Raw genomic sequence first — 18112 nt, 5'->3', positions numbered from 1 at the left:
ATGTTCGGCCGGACCCTGTTTTCTGACGCGCGATGAAAGCACTGCTCATTCTGGGCCTGGCGCTGCTGCTGGCGGCCGGCGTGTGGTGGACCGGCAAGCGGAACGCCGGGCCCAACGCCGATTTTGCCGAAAAGCTCTACCGCGCCGGCGTGCTGAACGCGGCGGGGCGCGATGAGCTGCTGCGCCGAATGCAACACAATGAGCTGAAGTACGAGCGTACCGACCCGCTCACGCAGAACAGCCAGGAAGTGTTCGGCACCACCCGGGCTTCGGTCCTGAATTTCTGCGCCGAGGCCTTTCAGGCGGAGAGCGCCTACCGGATGCCGGACGTTGCCAGCAGTGACTTGTTCATTGCCGGGCAGGCCCCCGACTCGGAGGAGAGCCGGGCGGCGCGGCAGGAGTTTGCACAGGAGCTCAAGCGCTTCGGCGGCGACACCAGCGCCCTGGTGCGCTACCGCTTCGACCAGCAACCCGCCCGCTGCAAAATCGAGCAGGCCATTCCGGCCGAAGACTCGCTGCCGCCGGGCGGCTGGACCATTTACCCGCCCCTGAGCATCGCGCCGACGGGCGGGCAGCATTGGATTAGCGAGCGGCGCAGCGTGTGGGGCAAAACCCGCACCCGCACCGCCCGCGACCTGCAGGCCGTGGGCCTGCTGGACGCGGCCGCTTACCGGGAGCTGCAACAGGGCTTGCAACGCGGCACGCTCTTCAACGAGATGCAGGTGTGCCAACGGGCCGCAGACCTCATGCAGCGCCCCGAAACCTTTGCGCAAGGCTTCGCGGAGCAACAGCAATGGCTGCAGAAGCTGGAGCGAGCCGGCCTGCTCAGCGCGGCCCAGCGGCGGCGCCTCACGCGCGAAACCCGGCCCAACCAGCTAAAAAGCCCGTTCGACGTGGTGGGCTACTGCGAGCACGGCCGCATCGTGGACCTGCGCGCCGTGGAGCAGGCCCCGCAGCAGCTCTACCCCGCGCTCTTTCGGCAGGCGCAGGCGCTGCTGCCCGCCTTGCACTACACCGACCTGCACGTGACCACCGGCCTCAAAGACGAGGGGCTTGCTTTGCTGAGCCAAACCGTTACCATCAGCTTCCGGGCCGAGGGCCGGCGCTACGCCAACACCTTTGTGCACAGCTACCGCCGGCGCGACGGCTCCGACCCCAACCCCGAGGCGGACCCCGGCCCCAGCGAAGAGTTTCACCAAAGCCTCAACCGCTGGCTGGCCGACCGCAACTCGCCCCTGCGCCTGTACCAGGCCCACACGCCCGATGCCCAGTCGGTGTACGGCAGCGAGCGGCTGGGCCTGCTTGCCATGACGGCGGCCCAGCGCCGGCTGTGGGGCACCAACGGCTACTTCCTGTCGCAGGAATCGCACGACAACCGCTTTAGCTCGGCCGGCGTCGAGCAGCTGCTGGCTACTTATCAGGCGCTGGGCCTTTTCGCCCACCTTTCACCCGCCGAAATAGCCCGGGGCCGGCGCGACGCCCTGGCCGGCCAGAAGGCCAGCTTCGCCGAAATCCTGCTGTGTTTTCCGCGCATGCTGTATGTGTCCGATGGCGAAACGGCCAACCCGCCCTACCCCTACGCGGCCCTGGCCCGGGAACTCGCGGCGATGTCGCGCGGCGGCTTTGCGCCGACCCAGGTTCAGGACGGCTTTGGCCCCGACTATCCGACCACGGCCACGGTGCCCTTCGGCTTCACGCTGGGCGGCCAGCGCTACCGCGCCCAACTGGCCGTGAAGAGCGACTGGATGGACCCCAAAGCCACCGAGCTCATCAACCGCGCCCTACAAGAGCAGCACGCCGCCGGGCAGTTCTACGATTGTGCAGACGGCGAAGGGCTCATTTTCCTCACGCCCCGCCAGTACGAGGCCTTGCACCAAGCGCAGCCCGACCTCTTCGAGACGCCCCGAGATGACACGGGAGAACCTGCTTTCTGACCAGCGGGCCCTTAGTACGGCACGTAATTCTCCCACTGCCAGGGCGTGGCTTTGTCGCCGAGCAGCTTCTCCAGCAGCTCTTTGAATATTTTGTCGGCGTTGGAGCTGTTGCTCAGCAGCAGAATGGCCTTTTTGCGGTCCTGGAATACGACGCTGTGGTTTTCCCAGCCGTCGTCGTGGCCTTCTTTGAAGTAGGCGTGGCCGTGGGGCGACTCAAACGTGCCCCAGCCCAGCCCGTAAGCCAGGCCAATGGCGCGGTTGCTGTCGGGCGCGGCCACGGTGGCCATGGGCCCGAACTGGCCTTTGAAGAGAATGCGCACCTGGGCGCGGGTCATTTCGGCCATCGTGCTTTTTTTCAGCAGCTTGCCCTGCATCAAGGCGGCCAGGAAGGCGGCGTAGTCGGCGGGTGTGGTTTCGAGCGAGCCAGCCGCACCGGCTTTGGTGCGCTTGGTTTTGGGCAGCGGCTGGCCCTGCTCGTCGTAGCCCAGGGCGTAGTTGGCTTCGAAGGCCGGCTGCCACACGTAGCTGGTATGTGCCAGGCCCAGAGGCTGGAATATTCGTTCGGCGCTCAGCTTCACCAGGCCTTTTTGGGTGATGGTTTCAATGACTAATTGCAGCAGCTGCAGGCCTTCGCCGGAGTACCAGTACTGCGCGCCGGGCGCAAATTTGAAATGCAGCTTTTTGTCGGGCGAAATCCAGCGCCAGTTGGGCAGGCCGGTGGTATGTGTGAGGCACATGCGGGCCGTAAGGAGCTTCCAACGCTCGTCGCCGGTCAGGTCGCGGTAGGCGTCGTATTCGGGCAGCGGCTTGGGCAGGTAGGTGTGCAGGGGCCGGTCCAGGTCGAGGCGCTTTTCCTGCACCAGCTGCATCACGAGGCAGGCAAACACCGCTTTGCTGAGCGAGGCGCCGTACATGGCCGTGCTGGTTTCGAGCGGAGCGCGGGTCTCGAGGTTGCGAAAACCGTAGGCCCGGAGGTACTGCACCTGGTTGTTTTCGAGCAGCGCCAGGGCCAGGCCGGGAATGCGGGCCGTGTCCATGAGCTGTCGCACCAGCCGGTTGATTTCCGGCGCGGGCAACCGGCGGCCGTCCAGCGTATAAAAAACGGCTGGCGACTGCGCCCGGCTACTCAGCGGCGCAAGCAACAGCAGCAGCCCAAACACAAAAGTGCTTTTCATAATGCGAGCCGTTAACCCCTGATAATTCGCCGTAAATAAACCGCTTTCGCTCGTAACAGCCGTGAATGCCAATGGCATCAGCAAAGCAAAAGGCGCCGGCTTCCAGTGGTCTGGAAACCGGCGCTTTTTTCACGAGAGCCGAGCGAAGAAGCTGCCCGCTTACTGGCGCGTCACCTTGCGGGTGAAGGTGCCGCTGGCCGTGGTCAGGCGCAGTACGTACACGCCGGCGGCCAGCTCGGGCAGGGCGCTCAGGGCCTGCGGGGCGGTGCCTAGCTCCAGCGTAGCGGCATACACAGGGCGGCCGGTCAGGGTGCTCAGCGACACCGCCACGGCTTGGGGGGCGGCGCTGCCGGGCAGGGCCACGGCCAGAGTTTGGGCGAAGGGGTTCGGGTAGGCGTCCACCGTGGCGGGGGCGCTGGCCGTGGCGCGGTTCAGCACTACCACCGGCGAGTAAGCCGTGGTGCCGTCCGCATCTACCTGGCGCAGGCGGTAGTAGCGCACCGGGGCGGCCTGGGCCGTGGCCGACGCGTCGAGGTACTCGTAGCTGCGGGCCGTGGTGCTGCGGCCGGCGGCCGGCAACTCGGCCACAGAAGCGAAGGCTTTGCCGTCGGCGGAGGCTTCTACCACGAAGGCGGCGCTGTTCTTTTCCGTGGCCGTGGCCCAGTTGAGGCGGTTGCCAGCGGCGGTGGCGTGGCCTTCGAAGGACACGAGCTGCACGGGCAGCGGCGCCGAGAGCGAGGGCGCGAGGGCCGACTGCGTTTGCTCGTAGCGGAAGATGCTGCCGTTGCCGTTGCCCAGGAAGAGGTCGAGCAGGCCGTCGCCGTCCAGGTCCGTCACGGCCGGGGCGGCGTAGCCGCCCACGTTGCTGGCGTTGGTGCCGGAGGCGCCCAGGTTGATGAGGCCGGCCGAGGTGCCATCGGTGGTCAGGTTGCCGATGGCGTTGAAGGTGACGCCGTTCAGGCCCGACTGGGTGTAGAGCATCACGGTGCCGGCCTTGGTGCCCACCAGCATGTCGAGGTAGCCGTCGCCGTTGTAGTCGGTGAGCAGGGGCTTGTCCACGTCGCCGGCGTCGATGACGGTGCCGTTGGCCAGCTTCACCTGGCCCCAGGCCGTGAAACCGGCCGTGGTGCTGGCGTTGGGCGTGGCTTGCTCGTAGCGGCGCATGGTACCGTCGTTGCCGCCCACCAGGATGTCGAGCAGGCCGTTGTTGTCGAGGTCGGCCACGGTGGGGCGGGCGTAGGAGCCGCCGTTGGGGGCTGCGCTGGTGGCCGTGCCGAAGGGATTAGTGAAGAGCGTGGTTTTGTTGAACAGCAGGGCGTTGGCGCCGGTGGCGGCCAACTGCTCGTAGCGCAGCACGGTGCCGGTTTCTTCGCCAACCAGCAGCTCCAGCAGGCCGTTGCCGTCGAGGTCGGCCACGGTGGGCTTGGCGTAGTTGCCCACGTCGAGGGTGGTGCCGTCGGCATTTTTGAGGAGCACGCCGGCGTTGAGGGTGAGCGAGTTGGCCTGCGCCTGCTCGTAGAGTATGATGGTGCCGTCGCCCTGGCCCATGAGCAGCTCCACGAGGCCGTTGTTGTTGAGGTCGCCGGTGGTGGGCGTGGAGTAGCTGCCGGCGGCCGTGGTGCCAGTGAAGGCCGTGCTCTGCTGCCCGTAGCTCACCGCCGACGACTTGCGGGTGACGCCCAGCTTGGGCCCGGCCAGCACCGTGCCGGTGCTGGTGGTGAGGCGCACGCGGCCAGTGGCGGCAGCCGGCGGCACTATCACCGACACCGACGTGGCCGTGGGCGTGCCCACAATGCGCATCTTCTGGCCGTTGAGCTGCACCGAGGTGGTGGCGGCCAGGTTGGTGCCCGTGATGATGACGGTGGCGCCCGCGGCGGCCGTGGTGGGCGCAAAGGCGGCAATGGTTTGGGCCGACACAGCGACCGGGGCCAGCAGGCCCAGACCGGCCAGCAAGGTGCGGCGCAGGGAAAACGTAAAATCAGCGGAGGTAATGGGAGCGAACATGTTGAGAGGAGAAAAAGGCGTTTGGAAGGCCAGTCGTGGTTGTTTCGACTTGACGATGCAAATTTGTTAGGCGTGCCGACTATCTATTTTTCCTCGTCGTTTAACTCCGGCCTTTCCTCGTTCAACCCGGGTCGTTTCCTAGCGAAGGGCGGGCCTGGGCCAGCCGGGTAAGCAGGATGGGCGCACCCAAACTGCGGCAGGCGGGTTTTCCTGAAAATGCGGTCCCGCTTCCGGCGCGACAACTCCGCCTGTTTCGGCGCAGCCATAAGCCATTAGCTCGTCGAACACCAGTTGTAATCCGCGGATTATCTCCATTCTACAGTCGTCGGGGGCGGGGTGCTCTGCACACCGACTGATTCGGCCACTGCTACTCTCAGCGCTGTTTGCCACCGCCATGAGCACGGCCGGCGTCACTGGCCCCCTGGGCAACGTACAGCGGGTGCCGCACTGCGCAGCCAATGAGTACACTGCCAACCGGGCCGTTGAAACAACGACGCCTACATCTCACCGCTGGGCACGCCTTGAGCTACAGCATCCTGAATACGTGCAGCCCGAACGTCATCGTTTACGGCATGAACAGGCCGTTGTGGTGCTGTAGGTACTGCTTCGCCGGCTGGTCGGCCAGCAGCTTCGGCAGCACTTTTAGCGGCTTGCCATCGAACTGGTAGTACTCCTTGCCGTTCTGGAATTCCTCGCGGATGCGGCTGCTCACGTGCACGGTGCGGTCGTCAGCGTCGATGGTGAGGTAGTGCCGGTCGAAGAGCCTGTGCAGGTCGGAGCGCAGCAGCAGGCCATTGCCGAGCGAGTTGGGGCCGGCCTGCGAGAAGGGCTGAATGTGGGCGGCTTCCAATACGGGCAGCGTTTTCTCGCCCGAAATGGCGCATTTCTTCTCGTAAGCCTGCGTTACCATTGCTTTGAAAGCGCCCTGGCCGACGCGCACTTTCGTCAGCGCCTCGCGGTAGATGCCGGGCGACTCCAAAACCAGCGAATCAGTGGTGGCCAGTTCCTGCGTCAGCGAATCCTGCCGGTACCGGAGCATGGTGGCGCTCACGTCGGCCCACAGCTGGCCGCCCACTGCCTCGCTAGTGTTGTACACCTTGCCGGTCACGATGGAATTGCCCCAGCTCTCGGGCGCGGGTATCCAGTCGGGCTGGCGGAAGAAGAGGGGGGCCGTTAAGACCAGGCAGCTGATGACCGGATTGGCTTCGGCGGGCTTGCCGTTGGCGGCCCGGTATTTTCGAATAGCCTGCGCAAAGTCGAAATAGTCGCCGAAGCCGTTGCGGGGCCCGAACATTTCCCAGGCCGTAAAAATCGGCAAATCAATCTGGTTGGTGAAAAAGCCAGCCCCCGCGATGCAGTGAAACGGCTTCTTAAGCTTCAGCAGAAACGGGGCCCCCGACGGCACGGCGCCAAAGTTCTTGCCTCCACCCAGCGGCTTCCAGAAATTCACGTCTTCGCGCGGCTCCTGCCGCAGAAAGTCAAACCAGCACTTATCTGTGACGCCGACGTAGAAATCCATGGGCTTGGTTGCTTTCAGGGAAGATTATTGAGCTTTTTCGCTCAGCAGCGCGTCGTACTTCGCCTTGAGCTCGTCATATTGCCGCACCTTTTCCAGGTACAGGCCATACACGTGCAGCAGTTTGTCTTTGCACTCCTCCACGCTGGCAATCTGGTACACTTCCACCGGCTCGGCGGCAGCGGGGGCCAGCTCCTTGAATTCTTCAGCGAAGTTGTGGTAGATGATTTCACCCACCCGCTTAATGAAATCGAAGTCCAGGTTGGGGTCCTCAAAGCGGCGGTAGAGGGTGGCACGGCTGATGCCGAGGGCGGCGAAAAGCTTCGTCACCTTCACCCCGCTTTTCAAAACCACCTCCTGTAGAATTTCCCCGCGGTGTTGCTTGGCCATATCGGGTCGGAGTAGAAAGGGCCAAAATTGGGCCGTTCTACCACGGGCCTGGCCACCGCTTATTTCACCAATTTGACGCAAACCGAGAGGTTGTGAGACATATTTGTATCAAATATGTCTCACAACCTTTTCTATGGATGGCAATCCTGATTCTACCCAGCTCCGCCTGCCGGACAACCCAATCCTCAACAACCCTTACCTGGCGCCCGACAAGCATTACGCCACCGACCTCGAAGGCAACCTCGACTACGCCAAAGTAGAGCCCGGCCGCCGCCTGTTCGTGCCCGAGGTGCAGGTGATTCCGGGCCGGCACAAGGGTCAGAAAGAGGTGTTTGCCTTCAACGAAGCCGCCGCGGCCTATGGCACGCACCTCATCAACCTGGTGCGCAAGGAGGTGGGCCTCTGGCGCGCCGCCGGCTATCCCGACGTCACCCGCGTGACGCGTGAATTACTGGCCTTCTGGTTTCCCGACGAGGACGAATCGCCCCGCAAAAAGCTCTTTTTTGCCCAGCGCGAAGCCGTGGAGACTGCTATTTGGCTGAACGAGGTGGCCGCCCGCTCCAACGCCGGCAGCCACATCCTGGGCCAGTTGCGCGAAGGTCAACAGTCGGTATCGGCCCACGCGGCCGACCACCTGCCGCGCATCGCCTTCAAAATGGCCACCGGCAGCGGCAAAACCGTGGTCATGGCCGCCCTCATCCTCTACCACTACCTCAACCGCCAGCAGTACCGGCAGGACGTGCGCTTCGCCGACAACTTCCTGCTGGTGGCGCCCGGCATCACCATCCGCGACCGGCTGGGCGTGCTGCGCGCCGACACCACTTCCGACCGCAACTACGCCCAGGACTACTACCACGAGCGCAAGCTGGTGCCTGCCCAGTACGAGGACCTGCTCGAAGGCCTCAACGCCCGACTGGTTATCTGCAACTACCACCAGTTTGAACCGCGCACGCTGCAAGGCAACAAGCGCGGCGTATTCGACGGCAAGGTGGGCGCCGACGGCAAAAAGCAGGAAGAATACGAAGACTACGCCCAGGTTTTCCGGCGCCTGCTCAGTGGCTTCCGGCCCGGCAGCCGCCTGCTGGTGCTCAACGACGAAGCCCACCACTGCTACCTGCCCCAGGAAGCCCCTGGCAAAAAGAAGAAAGCAACCGACGCCGACGAGGCCGGCGCCGACGAAAACGCCCGCGCCGCCGTGTGGTTCAGCGGGCTGCGCGAGCTTGGACAGCGCTACCAGCTCACGGCCGTGTACGACCTCTCAGCCACGCCCTACTACCTGCAAGGCTCCGGCTACAAGCCCTACACGCTGTTCCCGTGGATTGTCACCGATTTCGGCCTGGTTGAAGCCATCGAGAGTGGGCTGGTGAAAATTCCCTACCTGCCCGAAAAGGACGACACCCAGCAGCTGGACATGCCAGTGCTACGCAACCTCTACGAGAACGTGAAGGACGCCCTGCCCAAGATGGGCAAAGCTACCGAGCGCAAGGAGAAGGACGCGGCTTATGTAGAGAAAAAGCCCGAGCTGCCGCAGCTGCTCGTCACGGCCCTCGACCAGCTGGTGGCCCATTACGAAGAATACGACCAGGGGGTGCGCGAGCGCGGCGAGCGCCGACCCGAGCTCCTGAGCACGCCCCCGGTGCTGATTGTGGTGTGCAACAACACCGGCGTGTCGAAGGAAGTGTACAAGCACATTGCCGGCTACGAGTACGACGACCCCACCCACGGCCGGCAGGTGGCGCTGGGACACCACGACATTTTCTCGAACTACCTGCCCGACAAGTCGCCGCGCCATCGCCCGCCCACGCTACTCATCGACTCCGACGCGCTGGAAAACAGCGGGCAGGTAGACGAAGCCTTCCGGCGGGTGTTCAAGGACGAAATCCGGCAGTTCCGGCAGGAGTACCGCCGCCTCTACCCCGACCGCTCGGCCGACGACCTGACCGAGGCCGACCTGCTGCGCGAGGTGGTGAACACCGTGGGCCGGCCCGGCAAGCTGGGCGCCCACGTGCGCTGCGTGGTGTCGGTGAGCATGCTCACCGAAGGCTGGGACGCCAATACCGTGACGCACATCGTGGGCTTGCGTGCCTTTGGCTCGCAGCTGCTGTGCGAACAAGTAGCCGGCCGCGCCCTGCGCCGCCGCTACTACGAACTGCAGGGCTACGACCGAAACGGCGAGGCCGTGACCGGTGCCACCAAGGCCGATAAGGCGCGCATTGTGGAGTACAAGTTTCCGCCGGAGTACGCCCGCATCATCGGCATTCCCTTCAAGGCGTTTCGGCGGGGCAAGGGCAGCAGCGGTGCCGGCCCCGAGGGCGAGGAAATCACGCCCATTCGAGCCCTGCCCGAGCGCGAGCACCTCGAAATCCGCTTTCCCAACCTGGCCGGCTACCGCGAGGAGCTGGGCACCGGTGCCCTCGTGCCCGACTTCGCGGCCGTGGGCAAGTTCGAGCTGGACTTCTCCAAAATCCCGACCCATACGGAGTTGGCGTCGGCGTTTTCGGGCAGCACTGAAAACATGCGGCTCGAAGCCCACGAGCGCATCCGCGACAACGAGGCGGTGTACTACGTGGCCAACGAGGTGATGCGCTACCACTTTTCCGATGTAGGCGGCGCGCCCCTCATGCAGTATTTCGGCCCGGTGCGCCGCATCGTGGAACAGTGGTACCACGAGTGCCTCACGCTGGTGCACCAGACCGACCCGGCCTTCAAGCGGCTGGTGAAATACTGGGACAGCAAGGCCGTGGCCAGCCACATCAACCAGGCCATCACGGTGGGCCTGCCGGCCGAAGAGCGCCGCATCCGGCCGGTGCCCATGCCTTACAACGCCCACGGCAGCACCCGCTTCGTGCACGGCCAAACCACCCGGCCGGTGTTCGAAACTACGAAAAGCCACGTCAACTACGTGGTGGCCGACACCCAGAGCTGGGAGCAGATCTGCGCCAAGGTGCTCGAAGACCTGCCCCAGGTACTGAGCTACGTCAAAAACGCCTTTCTCGACTTCAAAATCCCCTACCTAAAGGAAGGCCAGCCCGGCAACTACGTGCCCGATTTCATCGCCCGCGTGCGCACCCGCAGCGGTCAGACCGTGAACCTGATAATTGAGGTGACGGGCATGAACCGCGACAAGCAAGCCAAGAAACTCTACACCGAGCACTACTGGCTGCCCGCCGTGAACGGCGACCTGGCCGCCCTCGGCCTGCCGCCCGACGAGCCCTGGGCCTTCGTCGAAATCAGCGAGAGCGAGAAATACTTCCGCAACCAACTGGTGGAGAAAATTCAGGGATTGTAGTCAGTCCGTCATGCAGAGCGCAGCGAAGCATCTCGCGTGCTCAAGTAACCCAATCGATTGATTCACTGCTGCACGCGAGATGCTTCGCTGCGCTCTGCATGACGTTCTATTCTTTCCCAATGCCCAAGAAAGCCACCTCCGCGCCTACCCCCGCCGCCGACCCCACCGCCTACACCCACCAGGACAAGCGCACATACATCCCGTCCGAAACCGAGGCCGGCGCCGAGCAATTCAACCCCAAAGTGCAGGGCCATTCCACGCGCCTGCTCGACAAAAACCCCGTGGTGCACCGCGGGCAGGACCCCGAGCTGAAATGGCTGGGCAAGTACGAACACGAGGGCGAGGACCGCCCCGATTACCTCAAGCTCGACATCCGCTCGCTCTACCGCCACGAGCACGTGCGCCCGCAGGAGCTCATGTCGCGGCTCTACCGCGAGCGGCTGGCCCAGGCCAACGCCCAGCTCGGCCTCTTCGGCCAGGACTACCAGACCGTGGACGAGCTCGACAAGCCGCTGAGCTACTACCAGCACCACGCCGCCTGGGAAAACCGCCTCATCCTCGGCGATTCGCTCTCGGTGATGACCTCGCTGCTGGAGCGCGAAGGCCTCGACAAAAAGGTGCAGATGGTGTACCTCGACCCGCCCTACGGCATCAAATACGGCTCGAACTGGCAAATCAAACTCAACAACCGCACCGTGCAGGACGGCAAGGACGAGCACCTGTCCTCCGAGCCCGAGCAAATCAAAGCCTTCCGCGACACCTGGGAGCTGGGCATCCACAGCTACCTCAGCTACCTGCGCGACCGCCTGCTGGTGGCGCGGGAGCTACTGACGGAATCCGGCTCTTGCTTCGTACAGATTTCGGACGAGAACGTACACCTTGTTCGGAATTTGATGGATGAAGTATTGGGAAGCAGTAACTTTATTGGCTTGGTAATATTCCAGAAAAAGGGAAGCCAATCAGGAGACTTTTTACCGCCAATTAATGAGTATTTGGTCTGGTATGCGAAGAATAAAGAACAAGCAAAATACCACCAATTGTATGTTGAGCGAAATTTAATGGGTGTTGGAGGGTCTGGATTTACGAATGTTGAATTAGCAGACGGTACCGTCAGAACCCTGTCGAAAGAAGAAGCTTTTGGACTCAACGATTTACCGAAAGGCGCTAAAGTTTTTCGGTATAATCCGCTTTTTTCTGATAAACCAGGACCTAATGAACCTGTGACTATCAACGGAAAGGAATATCCTTCAGGTGGAAATTCTTGGAAAGTCAGTCCCAAGTCGATTCCAAAGCTGTTTGAATCAGGAAGAGTAATTGCCCAAAAATCCCGGCTAGTATTCAAACGTTACGCTAAGGATTTCCCTGCCGTTGAAATCAATAATATCTGGTTAGGACTAGGCGGAGCGACAGGGAAAAATTACGTAGTCCAGACAAACGAGGAAATAGTCAAGCGCTGCATGCTCATGTGCACCGACCCCGGCGACCTGGTGCTGGACCCCTCCTGCGGCAGCGGCACCACTGCTTACGTGGCCGAGCAGTGGGGCCGCCGCTGGATAACCATCGATACCTCGCGCATTGCCCTCAACATCGCCAAAACGCGGCTGATGACGGCCAGCTTCCCTTACTACCACCTATATGACGAAGCCGGGCAGGACATTCGCCAGGGTTTTCGCTACAAGGAGGTGCCGCACATCACCCTCAAGAGCCTGGCCAACGACGAGCCGCCGGCCAGCGAGAAGCTCTACGACCAGCCCGAGGAAGACAAAAAACGCCTGCGTGTGGCCGGTCCCTTCACCGTCGAAACCCTGCAAAGCCTGAACCCCGTGGCCCCCGAGGAGCTGGAAACGCCGCCCGAAGAGTTGGAAAGCCAGGCCCAGTTTGAGGGCCGGGTGTTTGCCGGCCTCACGGCCTCGGGCGTGCGCAACGGGGCCAAAAACGAGCAGGCCGTGTTCCTGCGCGTGGAGCGCCGCGCCTCCCCCGCCCTGCCCGCCGAGGGCTACTGGCGCGACGCCGAGGGCCGCGAGCGCAAGGCCTATTTCCTGCTGGGGCCGCGCTTCGGCACCGTGAGCAAAAGCCAGGTGAACGAGGCCGTGAAGGAGTGCCGTCAGCTCGGCGACGCCGACTGGCTGGTGGTGCTGGGCTTTTCCTTCGACGACGCCATCGAAAACCGCGAGCAAACCACCAGCGCCGGCACGTTTCAGGTGACGCGCGCCCGCATCGGCGAAGACCTGCTGCAGGAGGGCTTGCTGAAAAAAGATAAGAAAGCCGCCTCCTTCGTCACCATCGGCGAGCCCGAAATTGGCCTGCTGCGCGACGAAGCCGCCGGCACCGCCACCGTGGAAGTGCGCGGCCTCGACATCTGGGACCCCATCAACAACCGCCTGGCCGCCCGCTCCGTCGACGACATTGCCTACTGGATGCTCGACGACGACTACGACGGCTCCAACTTCCTGGTGCGTCAGGTTTTCTTCTGCGGCGGCGAGAAAGGCGAGTTCAAAAAGTGGCGCGCCAAGCTCGACGGCCAGGCCAGCGCCACCGCCAAGAAAAAAGCCGAGCAAACCCTGCGAATCGAACTCGACGAAGACGCCTGGGAGCGGCTCTACGGCTTCCGCTCCCACCCCATCAGCTTGCGGCCGGGCCGCCGCGTGGCCGTGCGCGTCATCAGCCAGTTCGGCGAGGAAAGCACGCGGGTGCTGGCGCTGTAGCCCTTTTCTCCTGTCATCCTGAGCTTAGCGAAGGATGACAGACGATTTATAACCCCTCGACTTCTACAGCCGCTCGCGCACCAGCCGCAGCACGCGCTCCACTTCGTTGCGCATGTCGCCGCTGTCGGTCACGTGGTTGTTGTTCATGAAGGTGAAGGCCACCAGCCGGCCGCTTTTGGTGCGCAGGTAGCCGCACACGTTCAGGTTGTTGCTGAGGGTACCGGTTTTGCCCCACACCCAGGGGCCGGCGGCGTCGTGGTAGCGCTTGCGCAGGGTGCCCTGGCCCCCGCCGGCCGCCAGCAAGCTCAGCAGGCGCGGCTCGGGCACTTCCTGGTGCAGCTTGAGCAGCAGCGCCGTGAGGGTGCGCGGCGTAACCAGGTTGAGGCGCGAGAGGCCGGAGCCGTCCACCCAATGCACGGGGTCGGGCAGGCCGGGGAGCAGGCGGCGGCGGGCGTAGCGAATCACGCGGCCGGTGCTGAGCGAGTCGTGGCTGCCGATGGTGGTGCTGCACATCAGCAGCAGCTGCTCGGCCAGGAAGTTGTCGCTCACGCGCAGCATGCGGCGGTAGAGCGAATCGACGCGCAGCCCGTGCAGCGTGCGGATGGAGTCCTGGCCCGGCCGGGGGCGCCAGGCGGCGTTGGCGGTGGCGCGGCGCAGGGTGTCGCCCAGCAGCCGCAGCATCAGCCCGCGGCTGGTGACGAAGGGCGTTTCATCGACCCACTTTTTGTTGGAAGGCAGCACGTGGAAGCGGTTTTCCTGCAAGTCGCGCAGCACGTGGGTGTCTTTGTCGAGGCCCGGCGTGAGCAATTCGGGCGTGGCCGGGCCCACCAGCGGCACAAAGTAGCGTGGCAGCACCCGCACGCGCGACACCGGCCCCGCCGGGCGGGCCGAGGCGGTGCCGCCGGCCCGCGTTTTGGCCGGCGCCGTGGGCGTGGCGTAGAAGCGCACGGTGTTGCCATAAATGGGAAAGGCGCCGCGCTCGGGCTGGAAATAGTAGCCGTAGTCGTCCCAGGTCCAGCCGGGGCCGAAGGGCGTGACGCATCTGATGTCGCCGTAGGCCAGCACTTTCTCCGGCCGGTTTAGCAGGAAGCTGTAGGCGCGGCGGCTGGGCACGTCGCCGTGCAGCAGCGTGGGGTCGCCGGTGCCCTGGAAAAACAGCGTGTCGTGGCGGCTGAAGTAGCGCAGGCTGGGCAGCGAGTCGCCCAGCAGGTGCAGGCCGGCGTAGAAGCTGAACAGCTTCATGTTGCTGGCCGGGGTGAAGTATTTGCTGTCCTGAAAGCCGTAGAACGGGCGGGCGCTGTCGGCGTAGGCCAGGCTCAGGCCCACCTGGTGCTGGCGCAGAACGGGCGAGCTGTTCAGCAAAGAATCGAGCCAGGGCAGCGGCTGGCCGGGCCGCACGGCCGCGGGCGCCGCGGCCGGCTGGTCGGTGCCGGCCTGCGCGCAGGCCGATAACTGGGTGGTCCCGACAATGAGCAGCAGCAGGAAATACAGGGAACGTCGCATCGGCCGCAACTTACGCAGCAGAGGCGTCTGGGGTGGCCGCAGGGGGCAGAAAGAAGGCGCCGGAAGCGAAGTAGCGCGGACTTTGTAGTCCGCGTCTCCGCGCCGTTAGCATCGTGCGGGTATCCGCTAGGGACGCGGACTACAAAGTCCGCGCTACGGCGAAACGCCACTGCTTTCGCCTGCCGCATCTGTGGCTTCGCGCCATGCTAAAACGCCTGCGCCTCCGCAATTTCACCGTGTTTGAAGACGCCGACTTTGAGTTTGGCGAAGGGCTGAACGTGATTGTGGTTTACTTCCTTAGGAACTGGGGCTGTGGCGTCCGTCTTCATCCCCGCCAAGGAAGTCCTGACAATGGGTTGGCTTCTCCCCCTCTACGACCGGCGCGAAATTCCCATTGACGAAACCTACCCCGACCTCCTGCGCCTGCTGATGGGGCCACCCCTGCGACAGCCCGAACCGGCCCACATCGTAGCGCAGCTCCAGCAGCTCATTGGTGGGAAGGTGGAGGAAGAAGGCGGCCATTTCTACCTCGCCGCCTCTCCGCGCCCGAGCAACCGCACATGGAGATGAACCTCGTGGCCGAGGGCTTCCGCAAGTTTGCTACGCTGTACAAGCTGCTGGCCAACCGCACGCTCACGCCCGAAACCACCCTGTTCTGGGACGAGCCGGAGGCCAACCTCAACCCCGCCTTGCTCAAAGACATGGCCGCCGTGCTCACCGAGCTGGCCAAGGCGGGCTTCCAGATTATTCTGGCCACGCACAGCCTGTTTTTGCTCAAGGAGCTGCACATCCTGGCGCAACGGGAGCGGCAGCCCGTCAAATATTTTGCGCTGTATGCGGGGGAGAACGGGGCCACGCAGGTCGAAACCAAGGACGACTTTATCCAACTGGAGCACGTGGCGGGGCTGGATGCGGAACTGACCCAAACCTATGACTTCGAGGATGCCTTAGACCAAGCCGATGCCGACGATAACGGAACCCGCTAACGAGCAGAAGCCGCGGCTCCGGTTCACGTTTCCCGATACGTGGCTGGCCTTTAAATACGACGAACAAGACCCGGTCAATCCTCACTTTTATCAGGAGCGACTGGAAAAGATTGACGGCCTGCGGGGCGTCGATATCGTGGCCGGCCCCCAACCGGCTTTCGCCGAGCTGCTGTTGCTGGAAGTAAAAAACTACCGGGGCCGGGCCCCCAAGCTGCACCAAAAAGTGAAGTCGGGCAAGCTGCATCGGCAGCTGCTGCTAAAAGCTGTTCATACCTGGGCGGGCCTCCACCTGGGGGCGCGCCAACAGGATGCCCTCTTGCCCGCCGACTTGCGAGCGGCGATGCTGCGCCCGGCCCAGCCGGTGTCGTTTGTGGTACTGCTGGCCGAAGACCCCATCTGGCCTACTGCCAAAGTCACCGATACGCGCCAAGAGGAGCACAATCGCCGCACGAAACGGCAAGGGTTCGAGAAAAAGCTGCGCGAAAAGCTGACGCCTCTCGGCATCCAGTGCCGTTTGGCCGACGTGGGCGACCTGCCCAAACGGTGCGCCTGGCAAGCCGAAGCCCTGGCACCTGCTATTGGGCCGGCCAGCGCGTGAAACATATTCGCCTCACAAATCAGAATATGTTTCATGGGTTGAAACTTATTTGCAACTTGTGGCGAAATATGTTTCAACCCTAGCCGCTACCTGTCCGTGGCCCGCCCCTCCAACTTTCCCGATTCGCGTTTGGCCGTTCTGCGGCAATACCTGGGCATCCCCCAGCAGGAGCTGGCCGATTTTCTGGGCATCAGCCGCAGCCTGCTGGCCAACATTGAAGCCAACCGGCGCCCCCTGAGCCCGGCGGTGTACGAGCGGGCCGCGCCCCTGCTGGCCCTGGTGCCCGAAGACGCGCGGCGCGCGGTGCTGGGCATTCCGCAGCCGCCCCCCGCCCTGCCCGCCGCCCCCACCGCCAAGCCCCTCGAAGCCCGCCGCGACTACTGCGTCTGGAAAGCCCGCAACCTGCGCTATGAATTGCAGGCCCTGCACCAGCGGGCCGCCGTGGGCCTGCGCTGGCAAACGGCCCTGCCCGCGCTGCTGGCCGCCCTGCCGCCCGCCGCGCCCGAGCCCGCCCCGCCCGGCGACTGGTCGCGCTTCACCTACCCGCGCGAGCTGGCCGAGCTCTGGGCCACCGCCTTCACCCCCGACGACGCGGCCCGCCACCACCTGCTCCGCCTGCAAGCCGAAGCCCTCGAAACCGAAGCCGCGGCGCTGGCCGCGCTGCTGGCAGAGGGGGAAAGTAGTCCGTCAGCACACCAGCTGTCATCCTGAGCGCAGCGAAGGACCTTCTCGCGTTTGAATTACGGCCAACTGTGCTGACGTGAGAAGGTCCTTCGCTGCGCTCAGGATGACAGACGCCCCCAACAAAATCAAAAGCCCTGCTTTCCTGTTGTCACCCTTCATTTATAGCTAACCCGCCTATTATGTCCACCAACGCCCTGTTCGCGCCCTTCGCGCTGAAATCCCTGCACCTCAACAACCGCATTGTCATGGCGCCCATGACCCGCTCCTTCTCGCCCAACGGGGTGCCGGGCGCCGACGTGGCCGCCTACTACCGCCGCCGGGCCGAAGGCCAGGTCGGCCTCATCCTCTCCGAAGGCACCGTGGTGGAGCGCCCGGCCTCGTCCAACGACCCCAACATCCCGCATTTCTACGGCGAAGCTGCGCTGGCCGGCTGGCAGCACGTCATTGATGAAGTGCACGCGGCGGGCGGCAAAATGGGCCCGCAGCTCTGGCACATGGGCGTGATGGCCGAGCACCGCTCCGGCTGGAAACCCTCAGAAGCCTTCGAGGGCCCCTCCGGCCTCATCAAGCCCGGCCAGCCCACCGGCAAGGCCATGACCGAAAACGACATCACCGACACCATCGCCGCCTTTGCCCAGGCCGCGGCCGATGCCAAGCGACTGGGTTTCGACTGCCTGGAGCTGCACGGCGCCCACGGCTACCTCATCGACCAGTTTTTCTGGGCCGGCCTGAACGAGCGCACCGATGCCTACGGCGGCGACGACCTCACCCAGCGCAGCCGCCTGGCCGTGGAGCTGGTGCGCGAGGTGCGCCGGGCCGTGGGCGAGGAGTTCGTCATCAGCCTGCGCCTTTCGCAGTGGAAGCAGCAGGACTACGCCGTGAAGCTGGCCCACACGCCCCAGGAAATGGAGGCCTGGCTGCAGCCCCTGGCCGCGGCCGGCGTCGACATTTTCCACTGCTCGCAACGCCGCTTCTGGGAGCCCGAGTTTACCCACGAAGGCTCGGACCTGAACTTCGCGGGCTGGGTGAAAAAGCTTACCGGCAAAACCACCATCACCGTGGGCTCGGTGGGCTTGTCGGGCGAATTCCTGGCCGGCTTCGCGGGCGAAGCTTCGGAACCACAGGGCATCGATGAGCTGCTGCGCCGGCTGGACCGCGACGAGTTTGACCTTGTGGCCGTGGGCCGCCAGCTGATTGTGGACCCGAACTGGGTGGAGAAAATCCAGCAGGGCCGCGCCGACGAAATGAAAGGCTTCAGCCGCGAGGCGCTGCGCACGCTGGTATAAGCGGGTGGTTGCTTTTGGCAGCGCCAAAACGCAAAGCATCCC

The 18112-nt window shown here is 64.0% G+C and carries 13 protein-coding genes; 8 read left to right on the top strand and 5 right to left on the bottom strand.

Annotation, left to right across the window (positions count from 1 at the left end):
• Positions 1-32: 32 nt before the first annotated feature.
• Positions 33-1934, top strand: a complete 1902-nt coding sequence (locus I2H31_RS03430; protein ID WP_196291586.1) for a hypothetical protein — start codon at positions 33-35, stop codon at positions 1932-1934.
• Positions 1935-1945: 11 nt separating this feature from the next.
• On the opposite strand, the gene I2H31_RS03425 is transcribed toward I2H31_RS03430, so the two are convergent.
• The 4 genes from I2H31_RS03425 to I2H31_RS03410 form a co-directional block, all read right to left on the bottom strand.
• A complete protein-coding gene (locus tag I2H31_RS03425) occupies positions 1946-3109 on the bottom strand; it encodes a serine hydrolase domain-containing protein (protein WP_196291585.1) in 1164 nt (387 codons plus the stop codon).
• A gap of 159 nt (positions 3110-3268) precedes the next feature.
• A complete protein-coding gene (locus tag I2H31_RS03420) occupies positions 3269-5113 on the bottom strand; it encodes a T9SS type A sorting domain-containing protein (protein WP_196291584.1) in 1845 nt (614 codons plus the stop codon).
• Between the two features lie 565 nt (positions 5114-5678).
• Complete coding sequence (locus I2H31_RS03415; protein ID WP_196291583.1) at positions 5679-6632, bottom strand: HNH endonuclease; 954 nt, start codon at positions 6630-6632, stop codon at positions 5679-5681.
• A gap of 24 nt (positions 6633-6656) precedes the next feature.
• Positions 6657-7019: a helix-turn-helix domain-containing protein gene (locus tag I2H31_RS03410; RefSeq protein ID WP_196291582.1), complete on the bottom strand. Its 363-nt coding sequence runs from the start codon at positions 7017-7019 to the stop codon at positions 6657-6659.
• A gap of 133 nt (positions 7020-7152) precedes the next feature.
• Between I2H31_RS03410 and I2H31_RS03405 the strand changes: the two genes are divergently transcribed.
• Together I2H31_RS03405 and I2H31_RS03400 are read left to right on the top strand one after the other, a co-directional pair.
• Entirely contained in the window at positions 7153-10308 is a 3156-nt protein-coding gene (locus I2H31_RS03405; RefSeq protein ID WP_230687411.1) for a BPTD_3080 family restriction endonuclease, read from the top strand.
• Between the two features lie 119 nt (positions 10309-10427).
• Positions 10428-13013 carry a site-specific DNA-methyltransferase gene (locus I2H31_RS03400; protein WP_196291581.1) on the top strand — a complete coding sequence of 862 codons (2586 nt, stop codon included), beginning with the start codon at positions 10428-10430 and terminating at the stop codon, positions 13011-13013.
• A gap of 63 nt (positions 13014-13076) precedes the next feature.
• Here the strand turns inward: I2H31_RS03400 and I2H31_RS03395 are convergent, their stop codons facing one another.
• Entirely contained in the window at positions 13077-14516 is a 1440-nt protein-coding gene (locus I2H31_RS03395; protein ID WP_196291580.1) for a D-alanyl-D-alanine carboxypeptidase/D-alanyl-D-alanine-endopeptidase, read from the bottom strand.
• A 351-nt stretch (positions 14517-14867) separates the two neighbouring features.
• Here I2H31_RS03395 and I2H31_RS03390 point away from each other — a divergent pair, with 351 nt between their 5' ends.
• The 5 genes from I2H31_RS03390 (at position 14868) to I2H31_RS03370 (ending at position 18070) form a co-directional block, all read left to right on the top strand.
• Positions 14868-15086, top strand: a complete 219-nt coding sequence (locus I2H31_RS03390) for a hypothetical protein (protein ID WP_196291579.1) — start codon at positions 14868-14870, stop codon at positions 15084-15086.
• On the top strand, positions 15077-15502 hold the full coding sequence (locus tag I2H31_RS03385; RefSeq protein ID WP_196291578.1) for an AAA family ATPase: 426 nt from the start codon (positions 15077-15079) through the stop codon (positions 15500-15502). Before I2H31_RS03390 ends, I2H31_RS03385 begins: the two co-directional genes overlap by 10 nt.
• Positions 15477-16100, top strand: coding sequence for a hypothetical protein (locus tag I2H31_RS03380; RefSeq protein ID WP_196291577.1), 624 nt, complete (start codon positions 15477-15479; stop codon positions 16098-16100). The genes I2H31_RS03385 and I2H31_RS03380 overlap by 26 nt, the downstream gene beginning before the upstream one ends.
• A 96-nt stretch (positions 16101-16196) precedes the next feature.
• Positions 16197-16811, top strand: coding sequence for a helix-turn-helix domain-containing protein (locus tag I2H31_RS03375; protein ID WP_196291576.1), 615 nt, complete (start codon positions 16197-16199; stop codon positions 16809-16811).
• Between the two features lie 152 nt (positions 16812-16963).
• The gene (locus tag I2H31_RS03370) at positions 16964-18070 is read left to right on the top strand and encodes an NADH:flavin oxidoreductase (RefSeq protein ID WP_196291575.1); all 1107 of its coding nucleotides are present in this window, start codon (positions 16964-16966) and stop codon (positions 18068-18070) included.
• Positions 18071-18112: the final 42 nt, after the last annotated feature.

The sequence above is a fragment of the Hymenobacter ruricola genome (genome assembly GCF_015694525.1).
Taxonomy (GTDB): domain Bacteria; phylum Bacteroidota; class Bacteroidia; order Cytophagales; family Hymenobacteraceae; genus Hymenobacter; species Hymenobacter ruricola.
Note: the sequence above shows the minus strand (reverse complement) of the source record. Positions and strands in the feature narration are given on the sequence as shown.